The sequence below is a fragment of the Verminephrobacter eiseniae EF01-2 genome (assembly GCF_000015565.1).
GTDB classification, from domain to species: Bacteria; Pseudomonadota; Gammaproteobacteria; order Burkholderiales; family Burkholderiaceae_C; genus Acidovorax; species Acidovorax eiseniae.
Map to the genome: position 1 here is coordinate 1,920,619 of NC_008786.1, position 22,221 is coordinate 1,942,839.

21 protein-coding genes, 1 tRNA gene and 1 pseudogene are annotated in these 22,221 nt (G+C 68.1%); 7 read left to right on the plus strand and 16 right to left on the minus strand.

Going from position 1 to position 22,221, the window contains the following annotated elements; translation table 11 throughout:
* Nucleotides 1–180: 180 nt before the first annotated feature.
* The 8 genes and pseudogenes from VEIS_RS08390 to VEIS_RS08425 form a co-directional block, all read right to left on the minus strand.
* Nucleotides 181–270 (minus strand) — tRNA-Ser (locus VEIS_RS08390).
* A gap of 185 nt (nt 271–455) precedes the next feature.
* Nucleotides 456–1,133, minus strand: coding sequence for an urease accessory protein UreG (ureG, locus tag VEIS_RS08395; protein ID WP_011809484.1), 678 nt, complete (start codon nt 1,131–1,133; stop codon nt 456–458).
* Nucleotides 1,130–1,996 (minus strand): urease accessory protein UreF, encoded by an 867-nt coding sequence (locus tag VEIS_RS08400; protein ID WP_011809485.1) that lies wholly within the window; start codon nt 1,994–1,996, stop codon nt 1,130–1,132. The genes ureG and VEIS_RS08400 overlap by 4 nt, the downstream gene beginning before the upstream one ends.
* A gap of 18 nt (nt 1,997–2,014) precedes the next feature.
* Nucleotides 2,015–2,518: pseudogene (gene ureE / locus VEIS_RS08405) on the minus strand (urease accessory protein UreE); the annotation flags it as partial.
* Nucleotides 2,519–2,526: 8 nt separating this feature from the next.
* Nucleotides 2,527–4,299 (minus strand): urease subunit alpha, encoded by a 1,773-nt coding sequence (ureC, locus tag VEIS_RS08410; protein ID WP_011809487.1) that lies wholly within the window; start codon nt 4,297–4,299, stop codon nt 2,527–2,529.
* 116 nt (nt 4,300–4,415) lie between these two features.
* A complete protein-coding gene (locus VEIS_RS08415; RefSeq protein ID WP_011809488.1) occupies nt 4,416–4,721 on the minus strand; it encodes an urease subunit beta in 306 nt (101 codons plus the stop codon).
* A 21-nt stretch (nt 4,722–4,742) separates the two neighbouring features.
* Nucleotides 4,743–5,339 (minus strand): HupE/UreJ family protein, encoded by a 597-nt coding sequence (locus VEIS_RS08420; RefSeq protein ID WP_041949901.1) that lies wholly within the window; start codon nt 5,337–5,339, stop codon nt 4,743–4,745.
* 106 nt (nt 5,340–5,445) lie between these two features.
* On the minus strand, nt 5,446–5,748 hold the full coding sequence (locus VEIS_RS08425) for an urease subunit gamma (RefSeq protein WP_011809490.1): 303 nt from the start codon (nt 5,746–5,748) through the stop codon (nt 5,446–5,448).
* A 203-nt stretch (nt 5,749–5,951) separates the two neighbouring features.
* On the opposite strand from VEIS_RS08425, the gene VEIS_RS08430 reads away from it, so the two are divergent.
* The gene (locus tag VEIS_RS08430) at nt 5,952–9,539 is read left to right on the plus strand and encodes a hybrid sensor histidine kinase/response regulator (protein WP_011809491.1); all 3,588 of its coding nucleotides are present in this window, start codon (nt 5,952–5,954) and stop codon (nt 9,537–9,539) included.
* Entirely contained in the window at nt 9,536–10,621 is a 1,086-nt protein-coding gene (locus VEIS_RS08435) for a response regulator (protein WP_011809492.1), read from the plus strand. The genes VEIS_RS08430 and VEIS_RS08435 overlap by 4 nt, the downstream gene beginning before the upstream one ends.
* 41 nt (nt 10,622–10,662) lie before the next feature.
* On the opposite strand, the gene VEIS_RS08440 is transcribed toward VEIS_RS08435, so the two are convergent.
* Nucleotides 10,663–11,346 carry a DUF3334 family protein gene (locus tag VEIS_RS08440; protein ID WP_011809493.1) on the minus strand — a complete coding sequence of 228 codons (684 nt, stop codon included), beginning with the start codon at nt 11,344–11,346 and terminating at the stop codon, nt 10,663–10,665.
* Between the two features lie 65 nt (nt 11,347–11,411).
* On the opposite strand from VEIS_RS08440, the gene VEIS_RS31550 reads away from it, so the two are divergent.
* The 3 genes from VEIS_RS31550 to VEIS_RS08450 all read left to right on the plus strand — a co-directional run bounded on the left by VEIS_RS31550 (nt 11,412) and on the right by VEIS_RS08450 (nt 14,524).
* Nucleotides 11,412–11,564: a hypothetical protein gene (locus VEIS_RS31550; RefSeq protein ID WP_232287882.1), complete on the plus strand. Its 153-nt coding sequence runs from the start codon at nt 11,412–11,414 to the stop codon at nt 11,562–11,564.
* A gap of 349 nt (nt 11,565–11,913) precedes the next feature.
* Nucleotides 11,914–13,110, plus strand: coding sequence for an acyl-CoA dehydrogenase (locus VEIS_RS08445; protein ID WP_011809495.1), 1,197 nt, complete (start codon nt 11,914–11,916; stop codon nt 13,108–13,110).
* A 127-nt stretch (nt 13,111–13,237) separates the two neighbouring features.
* Complete coding sequence (locus tag VEIS_RS08450; protein WP_049773848.1) at nt 13,238–14,524, plus strand: CaiB/BaiF CoA transferase family protein; 1,287 nt, start codon at nt 13,238–13,240, stop codon at nt 14,522–14,524.
* Between the two features lie 185 nt (nt 14,525–14,709).
* Here the strand turns inward: VEIS_RS08450 and VEIS_RS08455 are convergent, their stop codons facing one another.
* On the minus strand, nt 14,710–15,927 hold the full coding sequence (locus tag VEIS_RS08455) for a GNAT family N-acetyltransferase (RefSeq protein ID WP_041949902.1): 1,218 nt from the start codon (nt 15,925–15,927) through the stop codon (nt 14,710–14,712).
* A gap of 80 nt (nt 15,928–16,007) precedes the next feature.
* Between VEIS_RS08455 and VEIS_RS08460 the strand changes: the two genes are divergently transcribed.
* Together VEIS_RS08460 and VEIS_RS08465 are read left to right on the plus strand one after the other, a co-directional pair.
* Nucleotides 16,008–17,666 (plus strand): NAD+ synthase, encoded by a 1,659-nt coding sequence (locus VEIS_RS08460; protein ID WP_011809498.1) that lies wholly within the window; start codon nt 16,008–16,010, stop codon nt 17,664–17,666.
* A gap of 323 nt (nt 17,667–17,989) precedes the next feature.
* Nucleotides 17,990–18,328 carry a P-II family nitrogen regulator gene (locus VEIS_RS08465; protein WP_011809499.1) on the plus strand — a complete coding sequence of 113 codons (339 nt, stop codon included), beginning with the start codon at nt 17,990–17,992 and terminating at the stop codon, nt 18,326–18,328.
* Between the two features lie 31 nt (nt 18,329–18,359).
* On the opposite strand, the gene VEIS_RS08470 is transcribed toward VEIS_RS08465, so the two are convergent.
* The 6 genes from VEIS_RS08470 to VEIS_RS08495 are packed head-to-tail and all read right to left on the minus strand — an operon-like array spanning nt 18,360 to nt 21,938.
* On the minus strand, nt 18,360–18,953 hold the full coding sequence (locus tag VEIS_RS08470; protein WP_011809500.1) for an LOG family protein: 594 nt from the start codon (nt 18,951–18,953) through the stop codon (nt 18,360–18,362).
* Entirely contained in the window at nt 18,946–19,392 is a 447-nt protein-coding gene (locus VEIS_RS08475) for a diacylglycerol kinase (RefSeq protein WP_011809501.1), read from the minus strand. Before VEIS_RS08475 ends, VEIS_RS08470 begins: the two co-directional genes overlap by 8 nt.
* Before the next feature lie 4 nt (nt 19,393–19,396).
* Entirely contained in the window at nt 19,397–19,936 is a 540-nt protein-coding gene (locus VEIS_RS08480) for an RDD family protein (protein WP_011809502.1), read from the minus strand.
* A gap of 27 nt (nt 19,937–19,963) precedes the next feature.
* Entirely contained in the window at nt 19,964–20,860 is an 897-nt protein-coding gene (locus VEIS_RS08485; protein ID WP_083758592.1) for a DUF3106 domain-containing protein, read from the minus strand.
* A 38-nt stretch (nt 20,861–20,898) separates the two neighbouring features.
* Nucleotides 20,899–21,372, minus strand: coding sequence for a DUF3619 family protein (locus VEIS_RS08490; RefSeq protein ID WP_011809504.1), 474 nt, complete (start codon nt 21,370–21,372; stop codon nt 20,899–20,901).
* Nucleotides 21,369–21,938 carry an RNA polymerase sigma factor gene (locus VEIS_RS08495; RefSeq protein ID WP_011809505.1) on the minus strand — a complete coding sequence of 190 codons (570 nt, stop codon included), beginning with the start codon at nt 21,936–21,938 and terminating at the stop codon, nt 21,369–21,371. Before VEIS_RS08495 ends, VEIS_RS08490 begins: the two co-directional genes overlap by 4 nt.
* Nucleotides 21,939–22,221 lie beyond the last annotated feature (283 nt).

The window sequence follows — 22,221 nt, forward strand, 5'->3', positions numbered from 1 at the left end:
GCATCCCGCCCCATCGGGAATGCCCAGCGCACGCGCCCAAATTTGCTGGCGCACCACGCGCACGGTCAATGTCATGGTATCGGCATGGCATGTTTTGGACGGTTATGGACGATGCCTCCGACGAAAAACCCCGGTGCGTATACGGCGCGGGGCTTTGGGGGGGCTGGCCTGGATTGGTTCTGGCGGAAGCGGTGAGATTCGAACTCACGGTGGGGTTGCCCCCACGCGGGTTTTCAAGACCCGAGCGTTAAACCACTCTGCCACGCTTCCAGATTTTCATGCCGACGCCGGTGGGGTTGCGGCGATTGCCCACGCCATCCCGATGAAGCCAATACCTTGCGGGGCCTTGCAGCGGTGTTCAGATCGGTGCCATCGACCTGCTTGCCACCTTTGCGGCTTTGGGCAACGGTTTTCAACCCCGGCCCCGAAGTCCGCAGGGGCCAAGGCTGCGCATTCTACCCGCCTGCTGGCGCTGATTTTTGCAGCATGCCCCTGGCCTCGATGAAGGCCACCACCTCGGCCAGGCCGGCCTGGGTTTTCAGGTTGGTCATCACGAAGGGCTTGAGGCCCTGGGCCGTGGTGCGCATGCGCACGGTGTCGGTGCGCATCACGTTCAGATCGGCGCCGACATGGGGGGCCAGGTCGGTTTTGTTGATGATGAACAGGTCGCTTTTGGTGATGCCGGGGCCGCCTTTGCGCGGGATTTTTTCGCCTGCGGCCACGTCGATCACGTAGAGGGTCAGGTCCGAGAGTTCGGGGCTGAAGGTGGCGGCCAGGTTGTCGCCGCCGCTTTCGACAAACACCAGGTCAGCGTCGGGGAACTGCGCGAGCATGCGGTCTATGGCTTCGAGGTTGATCGATGCGTCTTCGCGGATGGCGGTGTGGGGGCAGCCGCCGGTTTCCACGCCCAGGATGCGTTCTGCAGGCAGCGCGCCGCTGAGGGTGAGCAGGCGCTGGTCTTCCTTGGTGTAGATGTCGTTGGTGATGGCGATCAGTTCGTAGCGTTCGCGCATGGCTTTGCACAGCTTTTCCAGCAAGGTGGTTTTGCCGCAGCCCACGGGGCCGCCGATGCCTACGCGCAGCGGGGGCAGGGGTTTGGTGCGGTTCGGGATGTGGTGCAGGTGGTGCGTCATGATCGGAACAGGCGGGAGTATTGGGTTTCATGCCGGGCCGACAGGATGGCCAGCATCGGGGCGAAGGCTTGGCGTTCGCTGTCCATCAGGGCGATGGCCTGGTCTGCGGCGGCGGGGATGGCGTCGGCCAGCCGGGCCAGGATGCGCTGGCCTGCGCTCTGGCCCAGCGGCATGGATTTGAGCGCGGCTTGCACCATGTTTTCGGCCCAGCCGAAGGCGTAGGCCAGCAGCACTTGCCGCACCGGCGCCTGCGTGGCGGCGGCGGCCTGTGCAAAGGCCACCGGGTATGTGAAATACCCCTGTCCCTCAAGGGGCTGGCACCGGCGGTCCGGCAAGGCCGGTTCCGCAGCCGCCCTGGCGGCGGGCTGCGCCTGTTGCATGCGTGCCGGGGCCGGCATGGTGTCATGGGCAACGGGTGGGTCCGGCTCTGCGGTGGGGACCTCGGCGCTGGCCTGGTGCTGTCGGTTCTGATTGCGCAGCCATTCGCACAGGGAGCGGCCCATTTGCTCGGTTTGCAGGCGCTGTTCGCTGGTCTCGCGGGTGTGCAGCACCCAGTCGTCGAGCGCGCGCACTGTCGCGGCATCCCCGCGCCGCCATGCGCCCAGGGCCTTGGCGAGCACGGCCATGTCGCTGCGGGCCTGGGTCAGGTGCAGTTGGTCGAGCAGCCAGTCGGCCACTGCGGCTTCGCTGGCCAGGCCGGTGTTTTCGATGGCGCTTTCCAGCCCCTCGGAATAGGAAAAACCGCCCACGGGCAAGGCTGGCGATGCCAGCCAGATCAGCCGCAGCAGGCTGGCCGCAGGCAGTTCCCGGGGGTGTTGGCGGTGCGCGCGGCGCGTGGCGGGACTGCGGGGTCGTGGGCTCATGGAACCATGGGGCCGTCAGTGGTGGGGGTGCGTGTGCTGGCCATGCGGGCCATGGCCCCCGCCTTGGCCAGCGGCGTAGGCGCCGCCTTCCGGCTCGAAGGGCAGGTTGTCGGCCTGCACGATCAGGTGCAGCGCGCGCAGCATGTCGGCCAGCACGGGGTCGGGTTCGATCTTCAGGTGGTCGGGTTGCAGTTCGATGGGCACATGCCGGTTGCCCAGGTGGTAGGCCGCGCGCGTCAGGTCGAAGGGGCTGCCGTGCTTCGGGCAGGCGCTGATGAGGAGCACCGGCTGGGGGGTGGCCAGCACGCGCACCAGCGAGCCGTCTTCGGCCACCAGCATGTCGCCGCCGCGCAGTCGTGTGCCCCGGGGCAGGAAGATGCCCAGCGCACGGCCGGCGGAGTCGGTGGCCGACAAGCGGCTTTTCTGGCGCAGTTCCCAGTCGAGTTCGACGGTGCTGGCGCGTTGCCGCAGCACGGGCGCAAGGCCCTGGCCCCGGGGGATGAGTCGGCTGACGGTGAGCATGGAGGCGATCAGAACAGGAAGTAGCGCTGCGCCAGCGGCAGTTCCGTGGCGGGCTCGCAACTGAGCCATTGTCCGTCGGCGCGCACCATGTAGGTCTGGGCGTCGATTTCCATCTGCGGCAGGTAGCTGTTGTGCACCATGTCGCGCTTGCGGATGCCACGGATGCCGCGCACGGCGCTGAGCGTTTTGCGCAGGCCATAACGCTGGCCAATGCCGGCCTGGAGTCCGGCCTGCGACACGAAGGTCAGCGAGGTTTTGGCGATGGCGCCGCCAAAGGCGCCGAACATGGGCCGGTAGTGCACGGGCTGCGGTGTCGGGATGGAGGCGTTGGGGTCGCCCATGGCTGCCAGCGCGATCTGGCCGCCCTTGAGGATCAGGGCGGGTTTGACGCCGAAGAATGCGGGCTTCCAGAGCACGATGTCGGCCCATTTGCCGACGGCGATCGAGCCCACTTCATGGCTGATGCCATGCGCGATGGCGGGGTTGATGGTGTATTTGGCCAGGTAGCGCTTGATGCGGAAGTTGTCGTTGCGGGTGTCGTGGTCTACCCCTTGGCCAGCGGCGGATGACAGGCCCGCCCCTTGGCCAGCGGCGGGGGGGGACAGCCAGCCGCGTTGCTGTTTCATCTTGTGTGCGGTCTGCCAGGTGCGCAGGATGACTTCGCCGACGCGGCCCATGGCCTGGCTGTCGCTGCTCATCATGCTGATCGCGCCCAGGTCGTGCAGGATGTCTTCGGCGGCGATGGTTTCTTTGCGGATGCGGCTTTCGGCAAAGGCCAGGTCTTCGGCGATGCTGGCGTCCAGGTGGTGGCAGACCATCAGCATGTCCACATGCTCGTCGAGCGTGTTGTGGGTGTAGGGCATGGTGGGGTTGGTCGAGGAGGGCAGGAAGTTGGCCTCGCCGACCACGCGCAGTATGTCCGGCGCATGGCCGCCGCCCGCGCCTTCGGTGTGGAACGCGCAGATGCCGCGCCCGCCGACGGCGGCGATGGTGTTCTCGACAAAGCCGGATTCGTTGAGTGTGTCGCTGTGGAGCGCCACCTGTGTGTCGGTGGCTTCGGCCACATCCAGGCAGTTGCTGATGGCCGCTGGCGTGCTGCCCCAGTCTTCGTGCAGTTTCAGGCCGATGGCCCCGGCGTCGATCTGCTCGTGCAGCGCGCCGGGCAAGCTGGCGTTGCCTTTGCCCAGAAAGCCCAGGTTGACCGCAAAGGCATCGGCTGCCTGCAACATGCGCTCGATGTTCCAGGGGCCCGGGGTGCAGGTGGTGGCCAGCGTGCCGGTGGCCGGGCCGGTGCCGCCGCCGAGCATGGTGGTCACGCCCGAGGCCAGCGCATGTTCGATCTGCTGCGGGCAGATGAAGTGGATGTGGCTGTCGATGCCGCCGGCGGTGACGATCTGGCCTTCGCAGCTGATGACTTCGGTGCCGGGGCCGATGATGATGTCCACGCCCGCTTGGGTGTCGGGGTTGCCGGCCTTGCCGATGGCGGCGATGCGTCCGTCCCTGAGACCGATGTCGGCCTTGACGATGCCCGCAGCGTCCATGATGAGCGCATTGGTCAGCACGGTGTCCACCGCCCCCTGCGCCCGGCTGTGCTGCGCCTGCGCCATGCCGTCGCGGATGGTTTTGCCGCCGCCGAATTTCACCTCTTCGCCGTAGCTGCCTGCGCGCAGCGTGTAGTCGGCCTCGACCTCCAGGATCAGCCCGGTGTCGGCCAGGCGCAGGCGGTCGCCCACGGTGGGGCCGAACATTTCGGCGTAGGCGCGTCGTCCAATGGTGGCCATGCGGGGGGTGCTCCGAAAAAACGGTTGACGGCTTTTTGCCAGCCCTTTTTGCCAGCCTCCGGCGCAGGTATCCCGAGCGCGGTCTGCCGGTGTGCCGGGATGATTTTGAAAGTGCTTCAGGGTGCGCCCTGCACCCGGCCCTGAAAGCCGAACACCAGGCGGGCGCCGGCGTAGTCGAGCAGTTCCACCGTGCGCTCCTGGCCGGGTTCAAAGCGTACGGCGGTGCCCGAGGCGATGTTCAGCCGCATGCCGCGCGCGGCGGCGCGGTCGAAGTCCAGGGCCTGGTTGGTTTCGGCAAAGTGGTAGTGCGAGCCGACCTGTATCGGGCGGTCGCCGGTGTTGCGCACCAGCAGGGTTTTGGTGCGCCGGCCGGTGTTGAGCGGGTGTTCGCCGGGGCCGATCAGGAGTTCGCCGGGGATCATGGCCTGTTCCTTTGGCATCGATCAGGCCATCTGCACCAGCAGTGCGCCGCCCCAGAGCGCCACGCCAGCACCCGCAGCCCGCGCCAGCCACGGCGTGCGCGCGCGCAGCGCCCAGCCGGCGGCCAAGCCTGCGCAGTGCAGCAGCGCCGTGGCCAGCAGCAGGCCGGCCAGGGTCTGCCAGGCGCTGGCACTGCCGGCCAGTTCGTTGCCGTGGGCCAGTCCGTGGAACAGGGCCAAGGCGCCCATGGCCAGCGCGGCCACCCAGCCCGGCAGCCGCAGGCGCGTGACCACCAGCAGGCCGATGGGCAGCAGCGATGCGGCGACCATCGGCTCCACGGCGGGGATGGCCGCGCCCCGCAGGCCGAGCGCGGCGCCGGCCAGCAGCAGCGCGGCAAAGCCCATCGGGCCCCACAGCAGTCCGGGCCCGGCGCGGCGCGCGGCCAGGGCGCTCCACAGGCCCACGGCCAGCATCGCGGCCAGATGGTCGAGGCCCAGCAGCGGATGGAGCAAGCCGCCCACAAAGCTGCTGTGGCTGGGCACCGGGATGCCGGTATGGGCGCTGGCGCTGGTGCCCATTGCGCCGATGGCGCTGAACAGGAGCGCCGTCGGGAGTGTCATTGCAGGATGGGACAGGCGCAGGGGATGCATGTCGGGTGTCTCCACAGGGGGGCGATCGCAGGGGTGAAGGGTCAAAAAAAGGGCCAAATAAAAAGGGCCAAAAAAATCAAACGATGGGCTGGTGCACCGTGACCAGTTTGCTGCCGTCGGGGAAGGTGGCCTCGACCTGTATGTCCGGAATCATCTCGGCGATGCCCTCCATCACATCGGCGCGGCTGAGCAGGGTGCGGCCTGCGCTCATCAGCTCGGCCACGGTTTTGCCGTCGCGCGCGCCTTCCATGATGGCGGCGCTGATCAGGGCCACGGCCTCGGGGTGGTTGAGTTTCAGTCCCCGGGCCTTGCGGCGCTCGGCCAGCAGGGCTGCGGTGAAGATCAGCAACTTGTCTTTTTCGCGCGGGGTGAGTTCCATGGGCTGCCGCCGGGGTGGTGTCGGTGCGGGTGTGGGTCGGGTCGCGGGCATCTGCGCCCCCGGTATGGCGAGCAAGCCCCGTGCCCGGCCGGCGCACAGGGCGTGCATAGAGCGCACAGGGCGCACAGGGCGCGCAGGAGCACTTGCGCGCGCTGGTGGCATGGAAACTGCACCCGCCCAGGGGGCTATCGCCGTCTTGCTCCATGCCCGCCCCTTGCGCCTTCACCACCCCTGCTGCGCTGGCCGTGCAGCCCCGGCCCGGCGGGGATGCCGCGCCGCAGCAGGTGGTGGTCAAGGTTCGGCGCGACTACAACAGTTGGGTGGCCACCGAGACCATGGAGGACTACGCGCTGCGCTACACGCCGCAGCGTTTTCGCCGCTGGTCCGAGTGGCGCGTGGCCAATACGGCGTTTGGCGCGGCCTCGTTCCTGATTCTGGAGGCGGTGGGCGCCACGCTGCTGGTGCAGTACGGGTTCATCAACGCCTTCTGGGCGATCGTGGCCACGGGGCTGATCATCTTTCTGGCCGGGTTGCCAATCAGCGTGTACGCGGCGCGCTACGGGGTGGACATGGACCTGCTCACGCGCGGCGCGGGCTTTGGCTATATCGGCTCGACGCTGACCTCGCTGATCTACGCCTCGTTCACCTTTGTCTTTTTTGCGCTCGAGGCTGCGGTGATGGCCTATGCGCTGGAACTGGCGCTCGGCATCCCGCCCCACTGGGGCTATCTGATCTGCGCCTTGGTGGTGATTCCACTGGTCACGCATGGCGTGTCGACCATCAGCCGCCTGCAGATGTGGACGCAGCCGCTGTGGCTGCTGATGCTGGTGCTGCCGTTCGGCTATGTGCTGACGCGCGATCCCGGTGCGTTTGTCGGGATGCTGCACTACGGCGGTGAGTCCGGGCGCGGCGCGGGCTTCGATCTGCACCTGTTTGGTGCCGCGCTCACGGTGGGCATTGCGCTGATCACCCAAATGGGGGAGCAGGCCGATTACCTGCGCTTCATGCCCGCAGCCACGCCGGGCCGGCGCGGGCGCTGGTGGCTCGGGGTGCTGGCGGGTGGGCCGGGCTGGGTGCTGCCGGGCGTGCTCAAGATGCTCGGCGGCGCGTTGCTGGCCTGGCTGGCGCTCGCGCACAGCCTGCCGGCCAACCGGGCGGTAGACCCCAATCAGATGTATCTGCTGGCCTACGGCTATGTGTTCCCGCAGCATGGCTGGGCCGTGGCGGCCACCGCGCTGTTCGTGGTGCTCTCGCAGATGAAGATCAATGTGACCAATGCCTATGCGGGGTCGCTGGCATGGTCGAATTTCTTTTCGCGCCTGACGCACAGCCACCCGGGGCGCGTGGTGTGGATGGTGTTCAACACGCTGATCGCCTGCATGTTGATGCAGATGAACGTGTTTCGCGCGCTGGGCGAGGTGCTGGGCCTGTTCTCCAACATCGCCATTGCCTGGATCATGTCGGTGGTGGCCGATCTCGTCATCAACAAGCCGCTGGGCCTGTCGCCCCAGGGCATAGAGTTCAAGCGCGCGCACCTGTACGACATCAACCCGGTGGGCGTGGGCGCGATGGCGCTGGCCGGCGGCCTGTCGATCAGCGCGCACCTGGGGTTGTTCGGCCCGCTGCCGCAAGCCTTCTCGGCGCTGATCGCGATGGCCGTGGCCTTGGTGAGCGCGCCGCTGATCGCCTGGGCCACCCAGGGGCGCTATTACATTGCGCGCCGGCCTGAACCGGTGGCCGGCGCGCCGGCCCGGACGCAGCGCTGCGTGGTCTGCGAGCATGAGTACGAGGCCCCCGACATGGCCCGATGCCCGGCCTACCGGGGCGCGATCTGCTCGCTGTGCTGCACGCTCGACGCGCGCTGCGGCGACCTGTGCAAGCCCAAGGCCAGCCTGGCCGCGCAATGGTCGGCCGCGCTGCGCTGGCTGCTGCCGCGCGTCGTCTGGCGCTATCTGGACACGGGCCTGGGGCATTTTCTGCTGCTGATGCTGGTGATTGCGCCGCTGCTGGCGGCGGTGCTGGGGCTGCCGTACCACCAGGAGCTCAACACCCTGGCCCAGGCGCTGATCGATGCGCCGCTGGCCGCGCCCGAAATGGCGCTGCGCTCGGGAATGCTCAAAGCCTACCTGGCGCTGCTGGTGATTTCGGGCATCGTGGCCTGGTGGCTGGTGCTGGCGCACAAGAGCCGGCAGGTGGCGCAAGAGGAGTCCAACCGCCAGACCGGCCTGCTGCTGCGCGAGATCGAACTGCACCGCCAGACCGACCAGGCCCTGCAAACCGCCCGCCAGGTGGCCGAGCAGGCGCGCCTGGCCGCTGAACAGGCACGCCAGGTGGCCGAAGCGGCCCAGCGCGCCGCCGACCAGGCCAACCAGGCCAAGAGCCGCTACATCAGCGCCATCAGCCATGAACTGCGCACGCCGCTCAACAGCATCCTGGGCTATGCGCAGTTGATGAGCGAAGACCCGGGCCTGCCGCCGCAGCGCCAGCAGGCGGTGCATGTGATCCGGCGCGGGGGCGAGCATTTGCTGTCGCTGATCGAGGGCACGCTGGACATCGCGCGCATCGAGTCGGGCAAGCTGACGCTCGAAGTCGCGCCGATGCGCTTTGCCGATGGGCTGCGCGAGATGGCCAGCCTGTTCGAGTTGCAAGCCGCAGCCAAGGGGCTGGCCTTCCGGTTCGAGCCGCAGGGGGCGCTCCCCGAGGTGGTGCGCGCCGATGAAAAACGCCTGCGCCAGATCCTGATCAACCTGCTGGGCAACGCCATCAAGTTCACCACGCAAGGCCAGGTGACGCTGCGCGTGCGCCACGCGCGCGAGATGGCGCGTATCGAGGTGCAGGACACCGGGCCGGGCCTGACGGCCAGCGCCATCGAGCGCATCTTCGAGCCTTTCACCAGGGCGGGCGCAGCAGATACTCCGGGCGCAGGGCTGGGCCTGACGATTGCCAAGATGCTGACCGCGCTGATGGGCGGCGAGCTCACGGTGAGCAGCCAGCCCGGCGTCGGCTCGGTGTTCCAGGTCAAACTGTTCCTGCCCGAGGTGCATGACGCGGCGCCGGGCCGTGCCGCGCCATCGGCCGCCGCCCGCAGCCAGCGCGCGCGCACAGGCTACGCCGGCCAGCGGCGCCGCATTCTGGTGGTCGACAACGAAGCGCCCGACCGCGAGTTGCTCGTGCAATGGCTCGAACCCCTGGGCTTTGCGCTGCGCCAGGCCGCCAGCGGCCTCGACGCGCTGGACCTGCTGGCCAGCGGCTACCGGCCGCATGCGCTCTTGCTCGACCTGGCGATGCCATGGATCGATGGCTGGGAGACATTGCGCCGCGTGCGCCGCATGCAACTGCCCGGCATGCCCGACATGCCATGCGCGATCGTCTCGGCCAATGCCTTTGACAAGACCCTGGACAACGACGTGGGCATCCGCCCCGAGGACTTCATCGTCAAGCCCGTGCGGCACGGCGAACTGCTCGATTGGCTCGAGCGCCGCCTGGGCCTGCAATGGCAGCACGACGATGCGCTGCTGCCCGCATTGCCTGCGCCGCCCGCGCCGGCCTTGCCGATGGCCGGGGCCGGCACGGCAGCGCACCCGGCGCCGCTGACCTACCCCGATGGCGCCACCCTGGCTGCGCTGGCGCAGGTGGTGGCGCTGGGCCATTACCGAGGCATCCTGAACATCCTGGACGACATGGAACGCCGCCAGGACACGCACCGCGCCTTTGCGCAGACCATGCGGCAGTTGGCCCGGCAGTTCCAGTTCGAGGCCATGGGCCGGATTCTCGAGCAGGCGCCCGCATGATGGGCAGCGCCATGCCGGTTTTCCCGGCCCATGCCGCCACGCCCGAGCGCGGCCACAGCGACCTGGTACTGCTCGTCGACGACATGCCCGACAACCTGGCCATGCTGCACGATGCGCTCGACGAATCCGGCTACACCGTGCTGCTGGCCACGCAGGGCGCCGCCGCGTTGCAGCGCGCTGCGCAGGCCCTGCCCGACATCGTGCTGCTCGACGCGATGATGCCCGGCATGGACGGCTTTGAAGTGGCGCGGCGCCTGAAAGCCTCGCCCGCCACGGCGCATATCCCGATCATCTTCATGACCGGCCTGACCGACACCGAGCATCTGGTGGCCGCACTGGCGGCCGGCGGCATCGACTACGTGACCAAGCCCATCAAGCCGCGCGAGGTGATGGCCCGCATGGGCGTGCACCTGGGCGCCGCGCGCCAGGCCCGGCAGGACGCCAGCCAGGCGCGCCAGGCGCGCAATGCGCTCGACGCCTTCGGCTACGCCAGCATCACCGTGCGCGCCGTCGACGGCCGCATCATCTGGCAGACGCCGCTGGCGCGCGCGTTGTTGCAAGCCCATTTCGGCAACCCGCCGGGCGCTGCCGACCCGCTGGCGTTGGCGCACCGGGCGCCCGCGCCGGCAGAGCAATGGGTGCCCGCGCCGGTGCAAGCCTGGCTGCGCGGCCATGTGCTGGCCGGCGACGCAGCCGAGCGGCTGGACCATGCGCAGGCCGAGCCGCCGCAACTGAGCATCGGACAGGGCACGCGCCGCCTGACGCTGCGGCTGCACCGGCAGGCCGGCGATAGCGCCGGCGGGGGCGACTGGCTGATCGTGATGCGCGAGGACTCGAACGCCAAGCTCATCGAATCCATGGGCCTGGCGTTCAAGCTCACCGCGCGCGAGGCCGAGGTGCTCTACTGGGTCGTCCAGGGCAAGATCAACCGCGACATTGGCGCCATCCTGGGCGCCAGCCCCGCCACCGTGAAAAAACACCTGGAGCGCGTGTTCGCGAAACTGGGCGTGGAAACACGCACCGCCGCCGCCGCGATGGCGCTCAACCGCATGCGCCAACTGCATCAGCAGTTCGATGGGTGATCTGCGCAGTTCGACGCCGGAGGCGACCCCTCGGGGCGGGTTCACATCCCGAGCGATTTGAGCAGCGCGTCGGTGTCATCCCGTCCGGCGGGCGGCGGGGGCGCTGGCGGCAATGGCTGCGCTTGGGCCATCAGCGCATCGGCATCGGGCACTTCCTGGGCCTCGAAGTCGTACAGCTTGATGAACTCGGTGCGGTCTATCGCCAGTTCCAGATAGAAGAGATGGTTGTTGCCGGTGTAGAAAGTCACGCGCCGGGCTTCGGGCTTGTCCAGATTGGCGTCCACGCTCAGCATCACCTGCTTGCTCAGCACCAGCATCTTGGGCTGGTTCTGGGTGATATGGGTCTGCATCTCGCGCCGCACCTTGCCGGTGAAGTCGCCCACCACCTGGTTCATCAACTCGCCCATCACGTTGCTGACCTCATCGCTGGTGTAGGAACTGGCCAGGTCATCCTTGGACATGCCCATGTTCAGCAGATAGTTGGCATACAGCTCCATCGCCGCCTGGGCCGAGAAGTTCAGGATCACCAGCCCCGAGAAACCGCCGTCGAACAGCACAAAGCAGCCGATGTCCGGCTTCAGGCAGGTCCTGCCGATGCGCTGGACCATGCCGGAGTAGTGGACCTGGCTGTGGGTGGCCACATTCAACACCCGCGTGACCGAACTGCACAGGCTGATCAACAGGTCTTCGGTGCCGTAGACAGTGGCTTTTTCGGCGGTGTTCATGGTGTCTCGCAGGGGGTCAGGATGAACGCTGCGCAAAGCATAGGCCAAGGCGCTGCGCCAGACTAGTGTCGCGTCACCGATCATCTGTCTGTCTGCGCTGGCCATCGAAGCGCATCGCGGCGTTGCATCGCTTGCCAATACAGCTCGGTATGGGCTGCGCGCTGCGCCTTGCGCTGCGCTCCGATGGCTGCGCGCAGCCTACGACATCTGATCCGTGACACGACACTAGCGTCGGTTGGCGTCTGTGGTGCCAACCGACCGGGTGCCGGACGGCCCGGCCCCGCGCTGCCATGGCCCGCAAGCCCTGGCAGCGCGGCGCAGCGGGCGCACCATCGGTGGAACTGCGTCGCAGCCACGCCACAGTCGGCCACCCGCCGCGCTGCGGACGTAAAGAATGCATGAAGCGTGCGTAAACAACGCGCTTGCAGGCCATGCCCTGCGGCCCTACGATGCGCCCCGTGCAACGGCGCCAGACGCAGGCAGCGCAGGTTGCCCTGTCGCCGCCCCTTCAGCGCCCCCTTTCCGACCCATTCCGCCCCCCTCACCCCCACCCCGGAGACCCCGACCATGGCCCATGCCGCATTCCACTGGGATGACCCTTTTTTGCTGGAGCAGCAACTGAGCAACGACGAGCGCATGGTGCGTGATGCCGCCGCCGCCTACTGCCAGGAACGGCTCGCGCCGCGCGTGCTGGAGGCTTTTCGCCATGAAAAAATGGACACCGGCATCTTCCGCGAAATGGGCGCCATGGGCCTGCTGGGCCCCACCATCCCCGAGCAGTACGGCGGCCCGGGCCTCGGTTACGTGGCCTACGGCCTGATCGCCCGCGAGGTCGAGCGCGTCGATTCGGGCTACCGCTCGATGGCCAGCGTGCAAAGCTCGCTGGTGATGGTGCCGATCCATGAATTCGGCACCGAGGCCCAGCGCCAAAAATACCTGCCCCCGCTGGCCAGCGGCGCGGCCATCGGCTGCTTTGGCCTGACCGAGCCTGACCACGGCTCCGACCCCGGCGCCATGGCCACGCGCGCGCACAAGGTGGCCGGCGGCTACCGGCTCGAAGGCAGCAAGATGTGGATCACCAACAGCCCCGTGGCCGACCTGTTCGTGGTCTGGGCCAAGGAGGTGTCCGAGGCCGGCGCCGTAGGCCCGATTCGCGGTTTCGTGCTCGAAAAAGGCATGCCCGGCCTGAGCGCCCCGGCCATCCACGGCAAGGTCGGCCTGCGCACCTCGGTCACCGGCGAGATCGTGATGGACGCGGTGTTCGTGCCCGAAGAAAACGCATTCCCCGATGTGCAGGGCCTCAAAGGCCCCTTCACCTGCCTGAACAGCGCGCGCTACGGCATTGCCTGGGGCGCCCTGGGCGCGGCCGAGTTCTGCTGGCACCGCGCGCGCCAGTACACGCTCGAACGCAAGCAGTTTGGCCGGCCTCTGGCGGCGAACCAGTTGGTCCAGAAAAAGCTGGCCGACATGCAGACCGAGATCGCCATCGGCCTGCAAGCCTGCCTGCGCCTGGGCCGCATGAAGGACGAGGGCACGGCCGCCGTCGAGGCCACCTCCATCATCAAGCGCAACAGTTGCGGCAAGGCGCTGGACATCGCCCGCCTGGCGCGCGACATGATGGGCGGCAACGGCATCAGCGACGAATTCGGCGTGGCGCGCCACCTGGTGAACCTGGAAGTGGTCAACACCTACGAAGGCACGCATGACGTGCATGCGCTGATCCTGGGACGCGCCATCACCGGCATCGCCGCCTTTGCGAACTGAAGGCGAACTGAGGGTGCCCACCCGCCCGGGCGATGATCGCCTGGGCGATCCTTTTGCACCCTGGCGCATGGCTTGCCCGGGCGCCCATGGCCATCGATTTCCATCAACCCCATCGTCGACAGCACCCATGACTACCTCCGCTCGCAGCACCACCGCACCGACCAGCGCACCGACCACCGCACCGACCAGCGCCGCACTGGCAGGCATCAAGGTACTGGACCTCTCGCGCGTGCTCGCCGGCCCCTGGTGCACGCAGATCCTGGCCGACCTGGGGGCGGATGTGGTCAAGGTCGAGCGCCCCGGCGCGGGCGACGACACACGCCACTGGGGGCCGCCCTTCCTGCGGGATGCCGCAGGCAACGACACCGCACAGGCCAGTTACTTCACCGCCTGCAACCGCAACAAGCGCTCGGTGACCATCGACCTGGCCAGCGCCGACGGCCAGGCGCTGATCCGGCAGATGGCGCAGCAGGCCGACATCGTGGTGGAGAACTTCAAGGTCGGCGGCCTGGCGCATTACGGCCTGGACCAGGCAACGCTGCGCGCGCTGAACCCGCGCCTGATCTACTGCTCGATCACCGGCTTCGGGCAGGACGGGCCGTATGCCGAGCGCGCCGGCTACGACCTGATGATCCAGGCCATGAGCGGCATGATGAGCATCACCGGCCGGTCCGATGGCGAGCCCGGCGGCGGCCCGTTGCGCGTGGGCGTGGCGCTCACCGACCTGTTCACCGGCGTGTACGCCAGCAGCGCCATCCTGGCCGCGCTGAACTGGCGCCACACCAGCGGCCAAGGCCAGCATATCGACATGTCGCTGCTCGACGTGGGCATGGCCATCCTGGCCAACCAGGCCGCAGGCTTTCTGGCCACCGGCCAGGCGCCCACGCGCCAGGGCAACAGCCACCCCAGCGTGGTGCCGTACCAGGACTTTCCGACGCAAGACGGCGCCATGCTGCTGGCCATTGGCAACGACGACCAGTTCGCGCGTTTTTGCGCCGCCGCCGGCCAGCCCCAATGGGCCAGCGACGCGCGCTTTGCCAGCAACACCGCGCGCGTGCGGCACCGCGCCGACCTGATCCCCGCGATGCAAGCCGTCACGCGCACCCGCAGCACCGCCGACTGGATCGAGCTGCTGCAAGACAAGGCCGTGCCCTGCGGCCCCATCAACACCATCGCCCAAGCCTTCGACGACGCCCAGGTCAAGGCCCGTGGCCTGCGCGTGCAATTGCCCCGATCGGCCGGCGACGGCATAGAGCACATCGGCGGCGTCGCCAGCCCGCTGCGCCTGTCGGCCCATCCCCCGGTGCTGCACCACGCGCCCCCGGCCCTCGGCCAGCACACCGACGAAGTGCTGGCCGAACTCGGGCTGGACGCCGCACGCATCGCCGCCTTGCGCGCCCGCGGCGTGGTGTAGCGCGGCATGAGCGCCAGCCACCGGGGCGAGGGCTTTGGCCAGGGCCCTGTGTGCGCGAGCATGCGCAGGACCGTTGCAGCACGGCCCGTGCAATGGCCTTCTCGATGCCCCTTTATCGGCCCACCCCGGTGGCCGACCATGCGCAACTTGCAGACATCGGGCCGCCCCCCGCCCGGCGCGGACTTTCAGGGCGCCTTGAACGGGCTGCGCGCCTGCAAGTGGTCGAGATAGTTTTCCACCCCGGCGCCTTCGCGCTCCAGAAACCGTTGCACGGCCTGCGCAAATGCCGGGTGCGCCAGCCAGTGCGCGCTGTGGGCCGGCACGGGCAGCAGCGCGCGGGCCATCTTGTGCTCGCCCTGGGCGCCGCCTTCAAACCGCGCCACGCCATGGGCTATGCACCACTGCAAGGGCTGGTAGTAGCAGGCCTCGAAATGCAGGCCATCGACCCGTTCGAGCGCGCCCCAGTAACGGCCATAAGCCACCAGATCAGGGGTCTTGCCAGGAGCATTGCCAGGAGTCTCGTGCGCGCCGGCGCCGGTTTCATCGGCGCCCAGCGCTATCAAACTGCTGGCCATGGGCTGGCCGTTGCGTTGCGCTATGAACAGCAGCCAGGCTTCGGGCATATGCGCGGCCATGCGCGCGAAGAAGTCGCGCTTCAGGTAGGGCGGGTTGCCGTGTTCGAGGTAGGTGCGTTCGTAGCAGCGGTAGAAGAAGTCCCAGTCGATCGCGCTGATTTGGGCGCCGCGCGACCAGCGGAACGTCACCCCCGCATCCGCCACGCGGCGGCGCTCTTGGCGAATCTTCTTGCGCTTGTCCTGAGTCAGCGCGGCGAGAAAGCCGTCAAAGTCCCGGTACGGCCCGTTCTTCCAGTGAAATTGCACGGTATGGCGCAGCATCAGGTCTTGCTGCGCACTGCTTTGCATGTCGTCAGCGCTGGCAAACAGCAGATGCACGGATGAGATGTTCTCTTTGTCGCACCATTGGCACACCGTCTGCAACAGCAGTGCGCGGGCGGCTGCGTCGCGTGCCAGCAGGCGGGTGCCGGGCACGGGGGTGAACGGCACGGCGATCACGGCCTTGGGGTAGTAGGGCAGGCCGTGCTGCGCATAGGCGCTGGCCCAGGCTTGGTCGAACACATATTCGCCGTATGAGTGGCTCTTGAGGTACAGCGGGCAGGCGGCAATCAGCCTGTCGCCCTGCCCTGCGTTTTGCCACAAGGTGACGAAGCGCGGTGCCCAGCCGCTGCGCGGCGTGGCGCTGCCGCTGGCCTGCAAGGCCGCCAGGTATTCGTGGCGCATGAAGGGGGTGGGCTGGCTTTGCTGCGCCAGCAGCGCGTTCCACGCGCTGGCGTCCACGTCGAGCACGCTGGCGAGGATGCGCACGATAATGGCCGCCTCAGCCATGCGGGCCTGCTGGCTGCGGGTTGCCACTGAGGGCATGGCCCCGGGCCGCAGGGGCCGGTTCCGCTTCCGATTTCAGTTCCATGACACTCTCCATTTGCACTGCGCAGCTCAACTTCGTCGTGGGCGACATGCCCGCCAACGCGCAAAAGATCATTGCGGCGGCGCGCCAGGCCCATGCCCGGGGGGCCAGGCTGCTGCTGACGCCGGAACTGGCCATCTGTGGCTATGCCGCCGAAGACCTGTTCCTGCGCCCGGCGTTCATTGCGGCCTGTGATGATGCCGTGAAAACCGTGGCCCGCGAGACGGCGGATCTCAAAGACCTGGCCATCGTGCTCGGGCATCCCCGGGGGTTTGCGCCCGAAGCGGCGGCTTTCAGCGCCTGCATCAATGCCGCCAGCGTGCTGCGCGCCGGGCAGATCGAGCAGACCTACGCCAAGCGCGAGTTGCCCAACTACCAGGTGTTCGACGAGCGCCGCTATTTCGTGGCCGGCCACAAGCCCTGCGTGTTCGACATGGGCGGCCTGCGCGTGGGCTTGCTGATCTGCGAAGACGCCTGGTTTGCTGCGCCGGCGCGCGATTGCGCGCTGGCGGGCGCCCAGTTGCTGGCGGTCATCAATGCGTCGCCGTTCCATCTGGGCAAGGGCGCCGAGCGCGAGCAGATCATGCGCGAGCGGGTGCTCGAAACCGGGCTGCCGCTGGTCTATGCCCACTTGGTCGGCGGCCAGGACGAGGTGGTGTTCGAAGGCCGCTCGTTTGCGCTCGATGCCGATGGCTCGGTGGCCGGGCGGGCGCCGGGGTTTGAGGAAAAACTGGTGTATGCGCACATCCATCCATCGTCGAGCGCTATCAGAATAGAGGCAGACATCGCCCCTGAGCGCAGCCTGGAGGCCGACCTGTGGGACGCGCTGGTGCTGGGCGTGCGCGACTATGTGGGCAAGAACGGCTTTGCCGGCGCGCTGCTCGGGCTGTCGGGCGGCATCGACTCTGCGCTGGTGCTGGCCATTGCCGTCGATGCGCTGGGCGCCGACAAGCTGCGCACGGTGATGATGCCCTCGCCCTACACCGCCGATATCAGCCTGATCGACGCCCGCGAGCTGGCCCGCCGGCTGGGCGTGCGCCATGACGAGATCTCGATCACGCCGCAATGGGAGGCTTTCAAAGCCGCGCTGGCCCCGGCTTTTGCCGGCCTGCCCGAGGACACGACCGAAGAAAACCTGCAGGCGCGCATCCGGGGCACGCTGCTGATGGCGCTGTCCAACAAGTTCGGCGCCCTGGTGCTGACCACGGGCAACAAGAGCGAGATGTCCACCGGCTACTGCACCTTGTATGGCGACATGGCGGGCGGCTTTGCCGTGATCAAGGATGTGGCCAAGACCCGGGTCTTCGATCTGGCCCGCTGGCGCAACGCCAACGATCCCTATGGCAGCGGCGCCAACCCGATCCCGCAGCGCATCATCGCCCGGCCCCCGAGCGCCGAACTGCGCCCCGACCAGACAGACCAGGACAGCCTGCCGCCCTATGAGGTGCTCGACGCGATCATGTCGCGCTACATGGAAAACGACGAGCCCATCGAATCCATCATCGCCAGCGGCTTTGCCCGCGCCGATGTGGAGCGCGTGACCCGGCTCATCAAGTTCAACGAATACAAGCGCCGCCAGGCCCCGGTGGGAATTCGCGTCACGCGCCGCAGCTTCGGCAAGGACTGGCGTTACCCGATCACCAGCCGGTTCAGGGCCTGAGCGCTTCCTGCTCCGGCGGCTCGGCGTTCTTGCTTTTCTGCTTTGCGCCATGCGGACGAGCACCGAACGGCAGGCCGAAAGAATGGTGGCTGGCAGCCCCACGGCCGGGCGAGCGCCGCAGGGGGATCGACGGCGTGGCGCCGGCAGTGCAAGCGTGGTGCGGCGCGGCGGTGGAATCGGCGCCTTGCCGTTTTGCTGCTTCCCGTCACCGCGCCGGCCAGGCTGAAAGTCGAACGAAATCAATCAGTTAGCGCCTGATGCCAGGCTGCCCTCATCTGTTAGTCTCAGCGCACATCGAAATCCGCCCCTCCAGGAGACCCCGCATGAAAATGATCACTGCCGTCATCAAACCGTTCAAGCTCGAAGAAGTCCGCCACGCGCTGGCCGAATGCGGCGCGACCGGCCTGACGGTGACCGAGGTCAAGGGTTTTGGCCGCCAAAAGGGCCACACCGAGCTGTACCGGGGGGCCGAGTACGTGGTGGACTTTCTGCCCAAGGTGAAGGTCGAAGTGGTCGTCAAGGCCGACGATGTCGAGCGCTGCGTCGATGCCATCGTCAACGTGGCGCGCACCGGCAAGATCGGCGACGGCAAGATTTTCGTGACGGCTGTCGAGCGCGTGGTGCGCATCCGCACCGGCGATCTCGACGACGCAGCGGTGTGAGGGGGCCGCTGGCAGGGCGCCGCTCGGCGCGTCAAATCACGCTGCGCAGTGGCATCGGGGCCTGGCCGGGGCCCGCCCGCTGCATCAGTTGGCACAGCAGTTCCTGCGCATCGGTGGCGACCTGCAGCAAATCCATCTGCCAGGCCCCCATGAAGCCGCTGGCCACGCTGGCTTGCAAAAAGCCCAGCAAGCCATCGTAGTAGCCGGCCACATTCAGCAGGCCCAGCGGCTTGCCGTGGTAGCCAAGCTGGCGCCAGGTCCAGGCCTCGAACAGTTCTTCCAAGGTGCCAATGCCGCCGGGCAGGGCGACAAAGGCAGCGCTGCGCTCGGCCATCATGGCCTTGCGCTCGTGCATGGTATGCACGATGTGCAGTTCATCGCACAGGCGGTTGGCCTGCTCTTTGTCCACCAGCGCCTGCGGGATCACGCCCACCACGCGCGCGCCGGCCAGCCGCGCGGCCTCGGCCACCACGCCCATCGAGCCGCCGCGCCCGCCGCCGTACACCAGTTGGCCGCCGTGGGCGCCAATCCAGCGCCCCACCGCCTGCGCGGCCAGCGCAAAGGCCGGGTTCTCGCCGGGACGCGAGCCGCAGTACACGCAGACAGAAAAAGCCGGTTCAGCCATGGAAAAACCTCTGCCAGGCCGCCGCCGCCCAAATGCCCATGCACAGCAGCAGCGCCAGCAACACCGCCGCACTGCCCAGGTCTTTGGCGCGCTTGGACAGCACATGCGCCTCTGGCCCGATGCGGTCGATGGCGCTCTCGATGCCGGTGTTGAGCAGTTCCACGATCAGCACCAGCACGACCGCGCCCGCCAGCAGGGCCACCTCGCCCCAGTTGCGGCCGAGCCAGAGCGACAACGGCAGCATGACGATGGCGGCGATGGCCTCCTGGCGAAAGGCCCGCTCGTTCCAGCCGGCCCGCAGGCCGTCGATCGAATAGCCCGCAGCATGCCAGATGCGGCGCAGGCCCGTGCGGGCCTTTTGCGGGTTGTTCGGCGCATCGTTCGGCGCATCGTCTTGCCGCTTGGCCGGGGCCGCCGGGAGGGGAGATGGGTTGGGCATGGCGCTATTTTGGGGGCCTGTCGACATGCACCAGCCGGGTGCCTGCCAGCGCGTCATGCCAGAACTGCCGCTGAGGATGAAAACGGCTCAGCAGCGCCCAGAGCGCCACCCATCCCGAGACGATGACGGCCGCCGCGCCCGCCGACAGCGAAAACGGCGCCATGGCGGCCAGCGGCGGCAGGAACCAGAGCCAGCAAAGCAGATAGCGCAGCAGCGCGCGCGCCTCGGTGACGGCCCGCCCGGTCTTGTCCACCACGCGCAGATGCCAGGTCTTTTGCGCCAGGGTCTGGCCCCGGGCCCAGAACCAGGTGAAATAAATGCCGGCCACGAGGCAGACAAAGGCTTGCAATGCGTGGCGGTTGTCCAGCGCATTGCGGGTCTGGCTCAGGGTGCCAAACAGGTAGCCCGCGATGAAGACCACGGCGAACATCAGCAGACCCTCATACAGCCAGCAGGCCATGCGGCGCCACAGGGCGGGTGCGGCGCCGGGCGCGCCGGCCTGCGCGGGGTGGGCGGTGCGGGCGGCGGGTGGAGCGGCAGACATTCGGGCGACTGGGGAGCGACTGGGGAGCTACTGGGGATACCGCCCCGGGCGGTCGGGGTTTTCGGCCGAGGCCGAACCACCCAGCGGTGGCAGCGCAGTCGGCACGGCCACGGGAACGGCCACGGGCGTCGTCTCCACCCCGGTGGACGCGGCGCCGGGCAGCAGCGGGTACTGCGCGGCATGGCCGGCGGCGGGCAGCGCCATTGGCGTCACCGGCGCAGCGACACGGGGCGAATGGTCGATGACGGGCGGAATCTTGGGCGCATTCGGCCGGCCGGGATGGGCTTGCAGCGCAGCCGGCACCTGGGCCAGTTTCTTGGGCGAGACCGGGCGCAGGGCCGTCGCGGCGCCCCGGGGCTTGGGATCGGCCCGGGCGGCCAGTGCGCGCCGCTGTTCATCGGACAGGGCTTGGTAGGCCTCCCACTGCGCGCGTTTGTCCGCGCGCGCCAAGCCGGTGGTGACGGCATAGTTCAGCCGGGCCTGGCTGCGCTGCTGGGCGCTCAGGTTGGCCCAGGCGGTGATGCGTTCGAGGAACTTGCGCTGCTCCTCCTGCGACAAATGCGGGTAATTGGCCGCCAGCGTCAGCCAGCGGCGCTTTTGTGCCTGGCTGATCAGCGACCAGCGCTCGGCCAGCGGATACAGCGCCAATTTTTGCGCTGTGTCCAGCGTTTCCCAGCCCGGGCCCGGCTGGGCCTGGGCCGGCGGCACGGCGCCGCCGGCCGGCGGGGTGCGGGCCTTGTTCGGGCCGGCCACGGCGGCTTCGGCGCCGGCAGGCAGCGGCGTTCCGGGCGCCATGTGCATCTGCTCCCCCACCTGGGCGCCCAGCGCCGTCAGCAGGCCCAAGAGCGCCAAAGCCAGCACGAAGGCTGGCTGGAGCAACGAGACTGGCAGGGCGGGGTTGGCGCCAGGAGGGCGTGGATGCATGCAGTCGGGAGTCCGGGGGTCGGGCGGGATCGGGCCGTTCAGTCTGCCAGTGCCGAGGTCTTGAGAAATTGTACGAAGCCCGGGTCGGCATAGGCCGCCGGCGGCAGGTCGTCGGTCAGCAATGCGGCATCGACCTCGGCCACATCGTGGGCGCTGCGCTCGTCCTGCGCAATGCTGATGAACACCAAGCCCACCACCAGGGCCAGCAGCGGCAGCGCCGACACCAGCGCATTCCACCAGCCGCCGCCCCAGCCGCCACCTTCGCCGCCACCCCCACCCCAGGCGGCGCCGCTGCCCGCATGAACCAGCCCGGGGGCGCGGTAGCGCACCGGGGCCGCCACCTTGCGCCGGGCCAGGGCCTGCATGCGCGCAGCGCGCAGGCGCTCGGTCACGTCATACGGCAGGTCATGAGGCAAGTCACCGGTGCCGCCGGACAAGCGCGCCGTGACACGCAGCGCAAAGCGCTCGGCGGCAGCTTGCGCGGGTGTCAGGGTCTGTGCAGTGTTCTTCATGGCTCGATTCCTTTGGCCTTCAGTGCCTGGCTCAGGGTTTGTATGGCGCGAAAGCAATGCGTTTTCACACTGCCTTCGGCGCACCCCATGGCGGCTGCCGTTTCGGCAACATCCATGCCTTCCCAGTAACGCATCAGGAACGCCTCGCGTTGACGCGGCGGCAGTCCGGCTATTTCGGCCTCGATGGCGTGGAATATCTGCGCCCGGCGGGCCAGGTCTTCCGCACTTTCTGCCTTGACGCCATCTTCCGGCCCTGACCAGGCTTGCAGCAGATCGAAATCGGCGCCCTCATCGTCCGGGCCTTCAAAGTCGCTCATGCTCGAAAACAGCGCATTGCGGGTCTTTTGGCGCCGAAACCAGTCCAGCGTGCAGTTCGACAGGATACGCTGGTAGAGCAAGGGCAGTTCCGCCGCCGGCTTGTCCCCGTAATGCTCGGCCAGCTTGAGCATGCTGTCTTGCACGATGTCGAGCGCCGCTTCCTCATTGCGCACATGGTAGAACGAGCGCTTGAAGGCGCGCTTTTCTACACTTTTGAGGAAGTCGGAGAGTTCTCGTTCGGTTGCCAAGACGGGTCAGCCCGGGAGGGATGGCTGCCGGGACGCCCCCCAAAAACCCAAGGCGACCCGGCACTGCGCGTGGCGCCGATTATTGCATCCGCCGGTGTTTTTTTCGATGCCCCCGGGCTTTGCGTGGAGTCGCAATGCAATAATCGCCGCTGCAATCCGAAGCTAAACGGGCCCTGGGTCCGGCGCGGCCATCCTCGCGCCCATGCTCTTGGCCTCAAGTTCCAAGCTGGCTCCACAAGAGCGCGAGCGAGGAGCACCCAAGGTTTTTCGTCAGAGAAATTCA